Consider the following 15676-nt stretch of genomic DNA (forward strand, 5'->3'; position numbering starts at 1 on the left):
GCCCACGAACCAAGTACATGGTGAACTAGCAATGGCTCGAAGTTTATAGAATTTGTAACCCATACAGTGCTGCACTAACCAACCATAAGCCTACTTAATTTATCGAGCAGTTCACCAAAAAAGCCCCCCAGAAGCTTTCTGGGGGCTTTTTTGGTGAAACAATTCCAAAGCCTATTACCAGATCTTGGCCCGGTCGGCTTCGGCGCGAACCATCTTCTGGCCGGGCTTGCAACCGAACGCCTCGTAGAACTGGGGCATGTTCATGAGCGGCCCGATGGTGCGGTACTGGTCGGGGGAGTGCGGATCGGTAAGAATCTGCTGGCGCAGGGCTTCGGGCCGGATATTGGAGCGGCGCAGCTGCGCCCACGACAAAAAGAAACGCTGCTCAGGCGTGAAGCCATCAATTTTGGGGCGGGGGCCATTGCCATACTTCTTCTGTAGCTGCTTCTGCAAGGCGGCGTATACAATGGTTAGGCCAGCAAAGTCAGCCAGGTTTTCGCCCATAGTCAGCTTGCCGTTCACGTAAACTGAGTCGAGGGGTGAAAAGGCGCTGTACTGCTGGCCGACGATGGTGGCACGCTTAGTGAATTCTTCACCATCGGTCTTGGTCCACCAGTCGCGCAGGTTACCTTGGGAGTCGTACTGCCGGCCCGAGTCGTCGAAGCCGTGGGTCATTTCGTGGCCCATTACGCCCCCAATGGCGCCGTAGTTCACGGCATCATCGGCATTCGGGTCGAAGAATGGTGGTTGGAGGTAGCCCGCCGGAAACACGATTTCGTTCATGGGCGGGTTGTAATAAGCGTTAATGGTGGGCGGCGTCATGCTCCACTCGTTTCGGTCGATGGGCTGCCCGAACTTCTGCACGTTCTGCTGGTAGTTCCAGCGCCGGGCGTTAAGCACGTTTTGCAGGTAAGAGTCGCGGGAAATGTTCAGGGCCGAGTAGTCCTTCCACTTGTCAGGATAGCCGATTTTTACGCGCAGGGCGTTAAGCTTTTTCAGGGCTTCGGTCTTGGTGTCGGCGCTCATCCAGGTGTTGGTTTGGATGTGCTCGGCCATCGACTCCTTGATATTAGCCAGCATATCCAGCGCTTTTTGCTTGGCTTCGGGCGAGAAGGCTTTGTCAACGTAAAGCTGGCCAAATGCCTCTCCCAGCGTATTATCCGTGGCCGACAACATGCGCTTCCAGCGTACCGGCTGCTGCTTAGCCCCGCTTTGCACCTGCGCAAACCGGAAGGCCTCGTCGCTGTAGGCCTTGGGTAAAGCAGAGGGTAAGGAACTCACCAGCTGCCACTCCAGATAAGTTTTTAAATCGGCCAGTGGCTCAGTTTTAAGCACCGCGTTCAACTCCTGAAAAAAGGCAGGCTGACCCACAATCACCTCTTTAGCCGCGCCAAGCTTGTTTTGGGCTAGAATAGTGGGCAGGCCAATGCTAGGAAACTGCTGGTGGAAAGCCGCCACCGTCATCTTGTTGTAGTTGGCGTTGGGGTCGCGCAGCTCCACGCGGGTTTTAGAAGCCTTCGCTAGGCGCGTTTCCAGGCGCAGAATGGCTGCCGCTTTCTTAGTGGCCGTAGCTGCCGGGTCGCCCATGAGCTGGAAAGTGTTGGTCATGTAAGTCGTAAAGGCATCCCGCACAGCTTTGGAGCGCGCATCATCCTTCAGGTAATAATCGCGGTCGGGCAGACTCAAACCACCTTGATACAAATTCACCGCGTACACGGTGCTGTTCTTGCGGTCGGGCGACACGCCGGCGCGGAAAAAGGCCCCCGTGCCCAGCTGATGCTGAGTGGCAATTGTGACGGGCAGGCTTTTGAGATCTTTGGTAGCTGCAATGCGCGCTAGCTCCGGCTTTAGGGCCGTAGTACCGGCCTTCTCAATAGCCACCGAATCCATGCCGGAAGCGTAGTAATCACCTACTTTCTGAGCGTTGCTGCCTTTCTCCGCGCTGGTGTTGGCAGCGGCCTCTTCCAGAATCTGCCGCAGCATAGCCTGCGTACGCTCTCCCAGCAAGTTGCGGGGGCCCCATCGCGAGGTATAGTCCGGAATAGGATTGTTTTTCAACCAGTTACCGCCCGAAAATTGATAGAAGTCCTCACAGGGATCTACGGAACGGTCCAAGTCGGCTACGTCGATGCCGACTCCTTTTATGTTGGGCTCAGCCGCTATTTCGGTCGAGGCGGTGGCGGCTGTGATAGCGGCGGGCGGAGTGCTGGTGGCGCAGCCGGCCAATAAGAAGGCAGCGGCTAGGGCCCGAGGCAACACGTAGTGGTTTTTCATAAAGCGAAGAAAGTGATAGGCATTGAAGGCAGAAAGGTCAGTAAAAGACTAAGCGAACCTAGGCGGGCTGCATAGCCACTGCAGCAGGCCAGCGATTTACAAAGAAAGCCCGTTCGCGTAAATGACAGCCAGCAGCCGGCTGACCTCTTGCCTAGCTCGCTGAAAACTATCTGGCCGCACACCCGGTATTCTCCTTCAACGCAAGCTGCTAATTATTCAGCAGCGGCCATCTTATTCACAATTTGCCCCTATGCGCACCATCAAGCAGCAGCACCAAGCCGTCAGCTCCCCCATCGCTGACCTGACTACCTACCGGGCCCTGCCCACCCAGTCGGTCGACTACCTCGACCCGTTTCTATTTTTGAACCACCACGGTCCGCAGGTATATCGGCCCAACAACCGGGGCCTGCCTTTTGGCCCCCATCCCCACCGCGGCTTCGAGACGGTAACCTTTATTCTGGCCGGCGATATTATGCACCAAGACTCAGGTGGGCACGAAAGCGTGATTGAGGCTGGTGGTATTCAGTGGATGACGGCCGGCAGCGGCTTAATTCACGCCGAAATATCGTCGCCCGCCTTCAAGCGCACCGGTGGCGACCTCGAGATTTTGCAGCTCTGGGTCAATCTGCCCGCCCAGCACAAAATGACCGCTCCTAACTACACTGGCCTGCAAAAAGAGGACATTCCGGAAGTGGTCCAAGACGAGGGGCGAGTAACTATTCACGCCGTGTCGGGCAACTGGCTAGGTACCGCCGGCGCGTTGCAGCCCCTAACTGACATTCACCTAGCCACCGTAGACCTGCGCGTGGGGGGCAAATTGGCGCTAGATATTCCCGCCGAGCACACTATTTTCTTCTACACCATCCGCGGCAAGCTGCGCGTAAACGGCCATGAAACCGAAGCGCGCCGCCTGCTGGAGTTCAACTATGACGGCGACGAGTTACATATCGAGTCCCTATCAGATTCGGTGATACTTCTCGGCCACGCTGCCCCTTTCCAGGAGCCTGTAGTGGCTGCCGGCCCGTTTGTAATGAATACCGATGCCGAGATTCAGCAAGCCTATCAGGATTACCGCGCCGGAAAGTTTGGCACCTGGGAAGGCTAGTTCTTCTTAGCTAAAAAGGCGGTCATGCAGAGGCGGAGCCGAAGCATCTCGCTCGCCGTCGTAGGGTTACTAACCTCTCGTCAGCACGCGAGATGCTTCGGCTCCGCCTCTGCATGACGTGCTTTTATCAACAAAGCCCCCAAAGATTTCTGGGGGCTTTTTATATGTGAGATTTGCCTTTTAGATCCCAATGACTGCTCGTTACCTCGGTGCTGCTGGGGGCGCGTTTGATGGTGCGCTTGTATCGTTCGCCGATAATCACGCCATCGGGGCGGCGCTTGCCGATAAACAAGGTGACAGGCTCGCCATTTTCGTTGGTTACAAAGGTGATGTCGTGGCCTTTGAACACGTCGTTGATGGTGGTGGAAGGCTCGTAGGTTTTGCTGAGTTTGTCGGCTAACTGGCGGTGAAGCGGCATGGCAGGCGGGCGAATGGTGCTAGCATGTACGTGACCGAATACGGTAGAGATATACCAAGCTGCTCAGTTGGTCAATATTTGCACGGAACCGTTTTTACCTTTTTCTCCGTAGGCCAACATCGCTTTTTCGGGTGTTAGTACGGTCACTTGCCGAATTTGGGCTGGCAAAAAGCGCTCAAACTCTGCTTGGGTCACTTCTTTATCGTCTACGAGCAGCAGCTTACCGGCCAGCTTTACGCTGCGGTTCAACTTTTTATTCAGATCTATAACGGCCGCCGCGTTTTCATTGGCTTTAGTCGTAATCAGAATGGCTCGTGTTTCCGATACATTGCCTAGTACCTGCCGTACGCGTTCGCCCTTCAGCACATTTATGCTAGCTATACTCTCCGGGGCGATGTTCTCTGTCACTGTTTTGCTCACCTTCTTTCCATCGAGGTAGTACAGTAAATCATCAGCTATTCCAGCAGCGTTTTGCACCGGTGGAACAGCATCTGGGGTAGACGCAAAGACGCCCGTAACTACAGTTTGTCCAGCCTGCGAGGGAGCAAACGCGAGCAGCAACACCATAACGAGCGGTAGCACCAAAGCATATTGCGTTAGGTAGGCGCGAGCGGAAGCAGGTTTGTTCATCATCGTAATTCGGGATTTGAGAGTGAGAAATGTGAAATGATTGGCTAGTTCTGTCGCCGCCAAACCACTCAAGCGAAGCAGACTGTATTGATAAGCTTTGAGCGACACTAGCTTGGTGCGTAGCACCGCCGCATCTGTAAGAAATTCCAGGTTTTGCTGCACAGCCCGTCCCAGCCACCACGCTACCGGATTAAACCAGCAGAACACCTGCCCTATTTGGGCTAGCAGTATATCCAGCGTGTGCCATTGGCGTACATGCACCAACTCGTGGTGCAGAATAGCGGGTAGCTCAGCCGCCGGATAGTATTCGGGGTTCAGATAAATAATTGATCCAAAAGAGAACGGACTCTTTGCTTCTGGTAAGCAGCGCACCATCTGTCCGGCCACGATAGTGGACACTGAGGTACGATGCTGCCAATACAGCGACGCTAACTGTCCTATCAGGCGTACGCCCATTACCGCTACACCCGCACAGTATATGGCTACTAAGGCAGATTCCCAACTTAGCTCAGGTGCTGCGGGCTTCGCCAAAGAACCCGTCCAGTTCGGGATGATAGTCAACAACGAGCCGCTTAGGTGGACCTGGGGGGCGAATATGGTCGTTACATTTAGCACCGGATACAAAGCCGAAAAAAGCAGGGCAAACAGCAAGTAAGCACGGTTTAGGCCGTAAAAGGTAAGCCGACGTAGGCCCAGGTAATATAAGCCAGCAAACAGCAGCAGCGCCGCATTTGCTTGCAGCAGATATAGCAGTAGCGCGCTCATGAATCCTCGCGCTTACCGTTTTCAATCATGCTGAGAATCTCTTTCAGCTCGGCCGCGCTTATCTTCTCATCCTGGGCAAAAAACGATACGACTTCTTTATAAGAGTTCTTAAAATACTCGCTCACAAACGTGCTCATGAAATTCCTCCGGTAATCCTCGGCGGCAATCTGGGGGGCAAATCGGTAGGAGTTGCCGAGTTTCTCGCTGCGCAGGTAGCCTTTGCGCTCCAAGTTGCGGATGGTAGAAGCCAGCGTGGTGTAGGGCGGCTTTGGCTTGGGCAGCAGGTCTAGCACATCTTTGGTGAAGCCGCCGTTGAGTTGCCACAGCACCTGCATGGCTTCCTCTTCGGATTGAGTTAATCTTTCCATAGATAATTACGAAAGTTTAGTAATTATACGAATAAATCGTAATGTATTGTTGATTTTCTACCTAAAGTTCTCGTAATCAAAAAAGCCCCCAGATATCCTCTGGGGGGCTTTTCTGCCTTATATGTAGACGCCTGTTAGCGCTGCCTACGCTATTTATTGAGTACGAGACGCTTGGTTTCTACTTTACCGTCGGTAGTCAGGCGGCAGGTGTAGATGCCTTCCGGGAGTGAAGCACCCTGCAAGGCAAACTCATAGTCACGGCCTTTCTCGGCCACGCCGCTGTAGAGTGTGGCTACTTGCTGCCCTACGGCATTGTACACTACGAGTTGTGCTTTGCTGGTTTCCGTCAGGCGGAAACGGATGCTGGCTCGCTCGGTGAATGGGTTCGGATAAGCCTCGAATACGTTGGCGGCAGCTGGTTCGGTGGTTACAGCGCTGGCCGTGGCCGCCGCTTTTACCGCGTTACCGGAGCAGTCACCGAGTTGCTCCTTGTGCCCGAGCAGGTGACTCTCTACCTCGTTCATATTCACATAAACACCATTGCCATTATGGCAAACCATGATCTTGGGATTCCTCTTGTTACCATCACGCACTTCTACGACCTTAATAGTAACCGACTTTGTGGCCGAGCAGCCGAGCTGGTTGGTTGCCGTAACGGTGTAAACGAAGGTACCAGGCGTAATAGCGTTGAAGACTGGGTTAGCAATTTTGGTATTGCTCAGGCCCGTTGGCCCTTCCCAGCTGTACGTAGCGCCACCCGTGGCAGTCAGTGTCAGGCTCTGCGGACCGTAGCCCAAGTACAGATTAGTAGGCACACCACCGGTGTAAACCGTGTTGGCAGGAGTAGCCGTGATGGCTGGCTCTGGCAGCGGGTTCACCGTTACCTGGCTAGTGTAAGTAGCTGAGCAATTGCCCTGTGTAACGGTGAGCGTAGCCTTGTAAGTACCCGCAGTGGCGTATGTGTGGCTGATGCCGCCCTTGGTGGTGTAGTCTACTTTGCCATCACTATCGATGTCCCAAGCATAGGTGGCATTCGACTCAATCACCGTAGAAGCGTCGGTGAAGGCTACGGGCGAGCCTGCGCAACCGGCTGGCGCCGTGAACGCGGGCACTGGCTCAAGACAGATCAGGCCCGTGCGTACCACCCGGTATGAGTTGCCGACCCTAATACCGTCAATTACCAGATTAACGCCATTACTTCTAGTGCCTTGCCGCAACACTACTGATCCAATATCTGAAGGCGAGCCAGTGGTTTCGGTAGTGGAAGCGACACTTATTGGCTCCGCATTCAGTGCAGGATTGATGAACAACTCACTGGTGTTGGAAGCTTCGTTGAAGGTGTACTTTACCACCAGCAAGTAAGTGCTGCCGACAGAATATTCTTCCGTAGAATAGTTAATGCCAGAGCCATTACTGATGCCGAACTTTATTTTATCAGTCGAGGAGCCTTTACTAACATATACTCGCCCTTTATAAAAACTACTGCTCATGTTTGCTTGCCCCAGATGGAAGAAATAATCAGCCGTGTTGATGCTGGTTACCTTTACCAAAAAGGATGCATATACTGGTGTGCCAGCATAAACGGCAGCAAACTGGTGATTCACATCTTGCCCTTCAGTAGTTAGGGAAGCCGCCCCGCCAATTTTACTTGCGCCATAACTTTCATACTCTAATCCAGCGGAGGCACCGGAAATAGCGTTCGTAGTAGCACCACTATGCACACTCCAGCTATTATCTGTTAATAGTGGCTTAGCAGCTTCATAGGCAAAGTTTTCTTCCAACAACAGTGCGGCCGGAGCACCTGGCGTAGCCACAGGTAAGGTACCGGGAGTAGTTAACAGGTAATTCTCGGCGTAGGGAATATCGTTGTCATTGAAGGCGAATACCGCGAAGTGATATTCCGTGTTGGGACGCAAACCAGTGAGCGTTACACTGTTGCCCGTGCCATTGTACACCACATAGCTATTGGTGCCTAAACGAGTGCCTTTTCCAAAGGCCGCGTCGGCGGTGTAGGTAGTAGCATCAACCGGAACAGCATCAACGGCACTGCCAATACGGGCAAGCACGAGGCGCTTTTGCCCGTTGCCACCTGCCAAATTCAGCTGCATCGAGGTGCCTGTTTCCTGACTAGCAGTAAGCGTAGCGGGAGTGGTTGGCTCGGTGGCCAGTGGAACGGCTACGGTCGTGAACGTACGTTCTTCGCCGTAAGTGGTACCCATGCCATTGGTAGCATAAGCCCGTGTGTAATAGGTGGTACCGGGCAGCAAGTTCGTGATGGCGCTAGTGAAATCGCCAGAGCCAGCACCTTCGGCCTTTTTAGTTGGCACCGCCAAGGTTGGGTTTACAGTAGTAGCCCACACAATACCGCGAGCTGTTACGGCGCTACCGCCGTCGGTGGCAATAGTGCCGCCGCTGTTGGCGCTGGTAGTCGTTAGCTCAGTAATAACAGCGGTGCTCACCGTGGCTGGATAAACGGCCTCAACACCCGTACCCGATACTTTTACGTCCTTGTCAGGTAGGCCAGCGCATTTTACTGGAATAGTTGCCTGATACGACTGAGCAGCTACAGGTGCAAACCGAACATCGATAGTTGTGCTTGGAACATTGCCTGCGGTGGGCTGCAATTCGATAGAGCAGCAAGCAAAGGGATTGTTACCGGTTCGAATTTCAAAGCCCGCGGGCGGCGTAATGATGACGTTTCCAGTCAGGTTGTTACCGCCCACCGTGAAGCTTTTCTGCGGAGCACTAGCACCGACAGTCAGGTTGCTAAATGCAGGAAGCTCAGAGGAAGAAACCGTCAGAGAGGGCGTGGTTGGAGGCGCCGATACGGTTACCATTATCGGTGCGCTTTCGCCCTTGGCAATGCCGCAGTTAGTGGTAACAGAGGCTTGGGCAACCAGATAATACGTGCCAGCGCCAGGGAAATTCGCCCCCTGCAATGTGTAAGAGGAAGCGGTAGCCCCGCTGATAGCCGAGGTAAATGGGCCAGCCGCGCTGGTGCTGTACAACCAAGTGAAAGTAGAGGTGGCAGCAGCCGTGGCCGTGAGCGTAGCGCCCGTTCCGGTTGTCGTTACTGTCTGCGCCGCCGATGGGGTTACCGCAACTGGGTTGCTGTCGGAAGCTAAGTTGATGGTTAGGTCGGTGCCGTTGTTGGTGCCGGTGGTGGCTGGCGCATCGTTCACCACACGCACCCGATATTTGGTGCCGCTAGGTGTGCCCGCCGGAATAGCCGCCGCAATCGGTGAACTGCTGCCGCTGCCAATAATGCTCTCGTTCAGGTTAGTAGAGAATACACCCGAAGCATTCGATAACTGCACTTTGAACGTACCCGTAAAAGCGCCGTTGCTGGTGTAGGCTACATTGAATGGCGAACTACCCACCGCAGCCGTGATACAGTACGGGCTGCCAAAAGCGGAGGCTGTGGTAGCAATGGAAGTAGTAGGCGCCGGAGTATCAGCTGCATTAGTGCTTACCCGGATATTGTCGATGCTGATTTTTGGACGGCTACCAGTAGAACCGACCGTTGAGGTCACTATGAAAAAGCGAATTTTAGCATTGGCTTTGCCAGCAAAAGCAGCTGGCAAGGCAATAGCACTCAGGTTGCCGGAGGAGGCTACGTTGTTTGTAATCGCAATCGTAGAGCCATCAAGGTCAACAAATGCCCCCTGCGCGCCAGTATTCGTTTGGAGCTTAAAAATAGAGCCCCGGTCGCCTGATGAGTTATTAACCTGCGCCCAATCCAGACTGATAGTGCCGGCTGAAGTGCCAGTAAAGTCCAGGTTTAAATCAAAAGCAGTAGCATTTTGACCAGCAGTGGTACCAATGGCCAGCAGCACGATAGCACCCGTACCCTTCTGGACGCCTCCCCCCGAGCCGGTGCTGAACACAGTATTAGTGTTCGGCAAAACAGGGTCGGGAGTAGCTACGCTGAAGCGCTCAACGCCTGTTTCGGTTATGCTAGAAGTGAAATTTGCCCCCCAGCTAGCAATTTTATCAAAGCCTTCGGTGTAGGCGCCATTCGCCAATTGGTACGGCGCGGCTTGGGCCCAACTCTGCTGCGTACTCAATAAAAATAGGCAAACTAATAAAGCCGGCAACTGCCCCAGCTTACAAGCACTCTTGTAAAAACTTGTCATATAGACCTGTATGTCGTTTTGAAAGAATTCGGCTAGCAATACTCAACTACTGGGTTGGGCCATTATCGATTCTCGCCTCAATAACCGTCTGGATGTCCACGGGTAAAGCAGAAAGAATATCGTAGCCGGTAGCAGCCTCAATAGCATCGATGCTCGTGCGGTGAGTACCCCAGTTTGGGTTAAGCGTGTTGGTATTTGGCATGTCCACGGCAATCACGCGGGTATTGGCCGTAATCCGGGCCGCATCATTATCCCCAACGGGCAGAATGACAATCACCTTCCAGGTGCGATTAGGCACTGTAATGCGCCCTTGGTCCAAGGTCATCGTGACGCCGCCATTGTTGCCTGTACCACCTATGCCATAGCTACCGCAGATGACATACATCTCATTGGCTCCCAGAAAGCTACGTGTATACTCTTCCAGATCACCCCAGGCACCTTGGTTGTTCTGTGGCGCTTGAGGCATCATATTGGTCATGAAGAAGGTAGCCGCATTATTCTCCGGGGAAGACGTGCGGTCAGCAGAGGGGCAATTGTGTCCCCGGTCGAAACCAGAGCCGGTGTAGCTATTTGCCTGCACCTGGTACCAGCCCGCAGGAAGGGTCGGATCGGGCCCAAAAACGTCTACACGTGGAGCACTGCCCCGATCTGAGGCATCCAGGTGCCAGCTTACCCAATTGGGCTTTCCTTCTTTCTCATTGTAGCTCAATGCGTACTGAGGCTTCTGCATCAAGTAGTTGAGTGGCGAGTTGATGTCGGTAACCGCACCGCTGGGATTACCCAAGGCGATATGGTCATTGTCTACGGAAGGCTGCGTGACGCCAAACTCGGTCACAGCAAAGTCGTCGATGTTCAAGCGAGCCGCCCCACCCGATACTTTCCGAATCTCAAACTTGACGCTGCCGGGAATATTGGCTCGGAAGGCTGCTGCCTGGAGGATGCTGGAGGTAGTAGTTATGGTGTTGCCTACCTTGGTCCACTTGTCGCAGTTGCAGGCCTCCGACTGTGCCCAAAGCTCCCAGCTGCTGCTGGCATCAGAGCCGTAGAGAGCGTGCTGCACTGTAACGGTGGTAGCACCGTTGGGCAGAAAGAAGTTCATGGTAAGCCGGCCTTGGCCCTGTAGGCGAACGGCCTGGGCTCCGTTTTTCCGGTCGAGGTCGGTGTTGCCCAGCGCGGCTTCGGTGAAGGTCCAGCTACCGGTGGCTAGGCTGACGGTTGCAGTCGCATAATCGGACTTGCTACCCGTATCAAACGTCTCCTGAGTGTCAGTTGCTGTGGCCCTGATAATGGCTGCCTGACTCGCGCGAGCGGACTGGAAAACCAAGCAGGAAAGCAGCAATAATTGGCGAAAGGAGCAATGTAGAAATTTTGGCATACTCGTGCTAAGAGAAAATTACTCAAACAAGTTCCGAACACACAACGATGTGCAATTCAGCTGCAAAAGTACAAGTCACTCATCACTTAGGTATTACCAAAGTGTTATTTACCTGGATTAAGGCCAAAATTATACTGGTATAATATCAATACATATAGCTACTGTAATTTTTTCAAGTTATAGGTCGCATTGCCAAAATGGCAGAATAATCCAGTCTGTGTCTGTAGTTTTTAGAAGACGATAGTCAAGCATTAGCTACCATAGCTGTGCTTAAAGCCCGAAAAGATCTTCTTCAGATTATTCTTTCGACCTCCGAGGAATGCAGTTATGCTAAGTTTATATGCTGCTCACACGGGAGCAGGCGGCACGGCCTCTATCCTCGTAACGTAAACACAAGATTTGCCCCCTAAAAGAGCTTAAACAAGACGTTTTTCGTAGCAAAAAAAACGTAGGCCGGGCCGAAACGCGAGCGTGATTTCACCGGCAAAACGATAGCCTAGTTTGGGAAAAAGTCGCTGGGTAGCTTGATTCTCTGAGTTTGTGTCTACGCGTAATACAGGCAGGTTTTGCTCAAGCGCTAATTTTTCGGCTTGCTGGAGCAGGGCAGCTGCTATTCCTTGGCCTTGAGCAGTGGGGTCTACGGCCAAGCGATGCGTTACGAGTGCCGGCAACGTGACATCCCAGTTGGCCTGGGCATATTCGGGGTCTTGGTCGGTGGTAAGAGCGGCTACGCCTACTACATTGCCCTCAGCCTCCGCCACCCACAAATGTTGACGCTCAATATCCTGACGAAAAACAGCCTCATCAGGATAACTTGCTTCCCATTGGTAGTTGCCAGCTGCATGCATCAAAGGCACTACGCTCTGGATAATGCGCAGGATGCTAGGCAAATCGTGGGCAGTGGCGCGGCGGCAATGCAGCATAGTTTGTGAGGCGTTGAATTCTGTTGACAAGATAAAGCAGCATACGAATCTATGTCGTGCCAAATAATAAGCGTTGACTTGGCTACGAGTGAACACAAAAAAGCCCCCCAGCAGGTTGCTGGGGGGCTTTTTACTTAACCTAATAATAAACGCTAACCTATAATAAACTCTAAGTGCTGATCTAGCGGCAGTTACGCAGGGCAAAGTTGTCGAAAGCGACCGTTGAAGTTTCGGGGCCTTGCGCCAACAACCCAACCCGTACGCCCCGATCCCAGGGTGGCAGATAGGTGCCATTCAGAGCAAAGCTGTCGAGGATAACGGGCTGCCAGGTGCTGCCCCCGTCAGCGCTGAAGGCAAAACGGAAGCGGCTACCGCCCCATGCTTCCAGGCGGAGACTCAGGTGTTTGCATGGCGCCAGCGCTACTTTCGTCAGTACCTGGTGCTTATTGCCCTTCATATGCCAGAGTTGCAAGCCACCGTTGCCGGCTACTAGTGCCAGCGCATTGCCAGGGTCACCAATGGCGGCCAGGCCCGCGAAAGTGTTAGGAGGCAGCGCCCCAAAATCGAGAGTGGTAGCAGCCTTATAAGTCGCCGTGAAGGTACGCTGCGCAACGAGCCCACCTAAGCCAGCAGGGCTAGCTCCAAGATGAAGCTGACCATCACTGACGCCCACGGTAGGCTGATGGGTGATAGGCCACTGCCAAGCAGCTGACAGGCGGTTGCCGGGGAAGTTATCATCTACGTTGAGCACGCGCAAATCGCGCAGGGGCTCGGCCTGGGGGCTGCTGTTCACAAATTCGGGCCAGCCTTCCTCATTCCACGTGAACTCGCTCAGTAAGCCTTGACGCCCTACAAACTCGTGGCTATCAGTGTAGTATGCGTGGTGAAGCAAGAACCAGCGGCCTTCGTACTCAGTCACGGTGCCGTGGCCGGGGCACTTCCAGGTTTTGTTTTTGGTTAGAATAGGGTTCTGAGGGCATTTCTCCCAGGGGCCGAGCAGCTTTTTAGAGCGCGCTACGCCGGTAGCATAGTTGCAGCACTTGCCGCAGCAGCCGTTGCCGGCATAAAACATATAGAAGTATTCGCCCTGCTGTACAATAGCGGAGCCCTCTACCAGGCAGCCTTCCCACTTCTCTGTGTTGCGGAACAGCTCTACCTTGTTGCCGAGAAGGGCTGTGCGGCTTTCATTCATGCGCTGAGCCCAGATCGGGGTGTCCTTCTTGTAGGCGTTTCCGTCTTCTTTCCAGACCATATAGAGCACACCATTTTCGTCGCGCAGCGGAAATCCGTCGATGGAACCCATGCGCTGGCCTACCAGGGGGCCGTGGTCGGTGTAGGGACCGGCCGGGTCGTCGGCGCTGGCGATGGCAACGCATAGCTGCCCACGCTTGCCTTTGGCTTTTTTGCGTGCGGTGTAGCAGATGTACGTTTTGCCGTTCTCATGGCTGATTTCCGGAGCCCAGAAGTTCGATTCAGCCCACTCGGGCAGCTTATCCGGAAACACATAGCTTACTACTTCCCAATCGACAAGATTGGTGGACTTCAAGAGGGGGAAAACGGGACCCCACTCAGCGGAAGTAGCACTAGCCCAGTACGTATCACCGATTTTGGTGATGGTAGGATCGGGAAAGTCGCCGGGAAGAATAAGTTTATCGTAAATGACGGCGCGCGCAGCCTCAATCGATGGCGCAGTATTTACTACCGGCTGGCTGGCAACGGGGTAAGGCTGGGGCCACTCGCTTGTGGAAAGAGCGGAAGAGGCGCCTGTTTCTAAATCGAAAGACACAAGTGGAGAGGAAAGAGTGGGAGGAAGGGATTCTCTCAGCAGCTGGGGGCAAGGTTTGACGGGCGGGTGGCCCAAGCCTGACTAGCTGTATGTGTACCCTGAGCAATCACTCAGAGTGTATGAAGCAGCAAAAAGGAGCGGAGAAGTAGTGTGGGAGCCAATAACCTGCGATAGTTATCAGCCTAAAAGCACCGTAGAGTTGGGAGAAAGCGTAAGAGCAAACAGTATCAACTTCCTGGGGGGCAAAAGTACAGACTCAGACAATAGTTAATACCTAAGACTGCATTTTTCTTATAAGTCCAGCTTTTTCGGTTTGCTTCTAATCGACCGCTGATACGTATTTTTCCGCGGTAGATCGGTAAAACAAACTAAGCTAAAATTAGTGCCTTACTGTTCCTTTTCGCAAACATTTTGCCAAGAGTTTCTTCTTAACTCCTTAAGCCCGAATTATTAACACGCTGTGCTGTACTCAATCTATAATACGTATTTATACTAGGATTAAATGTAGATTACTTTGATGATTTTATCTATAGACTCGTCTGCCTTGCCTACTCTTGTATTCCGCTTGTCCTGAAATAGCTCACATTTCTTAATAATACTGAGGCTTACACCTTTCTTTATTCAATGATGACCACAATAACACCCGTTCAAACCGGCTTACTAGCTTATGGCATGTCGGGCAAGCTTTTTCATGCCCCCTTCCTGGCAGCGCATCCTGGTTTTGAGTTACGTGCCGTGGCGGAGCGCAGCCAGAAGCAGGCGCAGCAGGACTACCCGAGCCTCATAAGCTACGACAGCGTAGAGGCTTTGCTGGCAGACCCAGAGATCGAGCTGGTTGTAGTGAATACACCTAGCAACACTCATTTCGACTTAGCTCGGCAGGTGCTGGAAGCAGGAAAGCATGTGCTTATCGAGAAGCCCTTGGTTACTTCTTCGGCCGAGCTACAGGTACTAGAAGAGCTCGGACAGCGACACAATCGGCACGTGCTGGCTTACCAGAACCGGCGCTGGGACAGCGACTTTTTAAGTGTGCGCCAAGTGATAGAAAGTGGGCAGCTCGGCCGCTTAATTGAAGTGCACTTCCGCTTCGACCGCTACAAAATGGCGCTCAACACTAAGGCGTTTAAAGAGGAGCCTATTCCGGGTAGTGGTTTGCTGTATGATCTGGGCCCGCACCTAATTGATCAAGCCATTAGCTTGTTTGGCCAGCCCTTACGCACCCACAAAACCACAGGCATCTTCCGGACCGGCTCGCAGGTAACCGACTATTTCTCCCTGCATCTGCATTATCCCGAGGGCTTGCAGGTGCATCTGACCAGCAGCTTACTCGTAGCGCAGCCCCAGGCTTCCTTTGTGCTTCATGGTACTCAAGGCAGCTTTAGCAAGGCACGGACGGATGTGCAGGAAACCCAACTGCTGCAAAAAATTGCCCCCCAGGATGCTGCCTACGGCCTCGAAACGCCCGGGCAGGAAGGCATTCTAACACTGGCTGCCGATAATGGTCAGCTTAGCTCTCAGCCTTACCCGGCCCCGAAAGGCGACTATACACACTTATTTGAGGCTGTATATCAGACTATTCGCCACGAGGTGCCTTATCCTATTCGACTGGAGCAAATACGCTGGCAGCTGGAGATTCTAGAGCAGCCGGCAGATTTTTCTTAACCGAGCGAGCGCAGGGGTCACATTTCCAAAAGCTATAGCTGAACTGAGTATGGCGCCCCTGACGCGCAGCTAAACTTACGTAGCTTATGACCACTCTTGTGAAGGTACCCAAGCCAGTTAAAATTTTGCAAAAAAACGCTGCTGACGAGCTAAAAAAGCGGTTTTCTTGTGTAACCTGAGTAGGCAGAAAAAAGTAAAATAGGCCGGTTTGACAACGTTCTTTTCACCACTTAA

Annotated in this window: 10 protein-coding genes; 2 read left to right on the top strand and 8 right to left on the bottom strand. The window is 53.2% G+C overall.

What is annotated here, in order from left to right:
- Nucleotides 1-174: 174 nt before the first annotated feature.
- Nucleotides 175-2274 (bottom strand): M13 family metallopeptidase, encoded by a 2100-nt coding sequence (locus tag ACW9KT_RS00225; protein WP_457077350.1) that lies wholly within the window; start codon nt 2272-2274, stop codon nt 175-177.
- Between the two features lie 250 nt (nt 2275-2524).
- On the opposite strand from ACW9KT_RS00225, the gene ACW9KT_RS00230 reads away from it, so the two are divergent.
- The gene (locus tag ACW9KT_RS00230; protein WP_457077351.1) at nt 2525-3379 is read left to right on the top strand and encodes a pirin family protein; all 855 of its coding nucleotides are present in this window, start codon (nt 2525-2527) and stop codon (nt 3377-3379) included.
- A gap of 160 nt (nt 3380-3539) precedes the next feature.
- On the opposite strand, the gene ACW9KT_RS00235 is transcribed toward ACW9KT_RS00230, so the two are convergent.
- The 7 genes from ACW9KT_RS00235 to ACW9KT_RS00265 form a co-directional block, all read right to left on the bottom strand.
- Nucleotides 3540-3797 carry a hypothetical protein gene (locus tag ACW9KT_RS00235; RefSeq protein WP_457077352.1) on the bottom strand — a complete coding sequence of 86 codons (258 nt, stop codon included), beginning with the start codon at nt 3795-3797 and terminating at the stop codon, nt 3540-3542.
- Nucleotides 3798-3860: 63 nt separating this feature from the next.
- The gene (locus ACW9KT_RS00240) at nt 3861-5192 is read right to left on the bottom strand and encodes a M56 family metallopeptidase (RefSeq protein WP_457077353.1); all 1332 of its coding nucleotides are present in this window, start codon (nt 5190-5192) and stop codon (nt 3861-3863) included.
- Entirely contained in the window at nt 5189-5560 is a 372-nt protein-coding gene (locus ACW9KT_RS00245; RefSeq protein ID WP_457077354.1) for a BlaI/MecI/CopY family transcriptional regulator, read from the bottom strand. Before ACW9KT_RS00245 ends, ACW9KT_RS00240 begins: the two co-directional genes overlap by 4 nt.
- A 149-nt stretch (nt 5561-5709) precedes the next feature.
- Nucleotides 5710-9627, bottom strand: coding sequence for a T9SS type A sorting domain-containing protein (locus tag ACW9KT_RS00250; protein WP_457077355.1), 3918 nt, complete (start codon nt 9625-9627; stop codon nt 5710-5712).
- A gap of 115 nt (nt 9628-9742) precedes the next feature.
- Nucleotides 9743-11071 (bottom strand): DNA/RNA non-specific endonuclease, encoded by a 1329-nt coding sequence (locus ACW9KT_RS00255; protein WP_457077356.1) that lies wholly within the window; start codon nt 11069-11071, stop codon nt 9743-9745.
- A gap of 416 nt (nt 11072-11487) precedes the next feature.
- Nucleotides 11488-11994 carry an N-acetyltransferase family protein gene (locus tag ACW9KT_RS00260; protein WP_457077357.1) on the bottom strand — a complete coding sequence of 169 codons (507 nt, stop codon included), beginning with the start codon at nt 11992-11994 and terminating at the stop codon, nt 11488-11490.
- A 181-nt stretch (nt 11995-12175) separates the two neighbouring features.
- Nucleotides 12176-13780 (bottom strand): family 43 glycosylhydrolase, encoded by a 1605-nt coding sequence (locus ACW9KT_RS00265; RefSeq protein WP_457077358.1) that lies wholly within the window; start codon nt 13778-13780, stop codon nt 12176-12178.
- 624 nt (nt 13781-14404) lie between these two features.
- Here ACW9KT_RS00265 and ACW9KT_RS00270 point away from each other — a divergent pair.
- Nucleotides 14405-15442 (top strand): Gfo/Idh/MocA family protein, encoded by a 1038-nt coding sequence (locus ACW9KT_RS00270; RefSeq protein WP_457077359.1) that lies wholly within the window; start codon nt 14405-14407, stop codon nt 15440-15442.
- The last annotated feature ends 234 nt before the right edge of the window (nt 15443-15676 follow it).

Source organism: Hymenobacter sp. HD11105 (genome assembly GCF_054051685.1).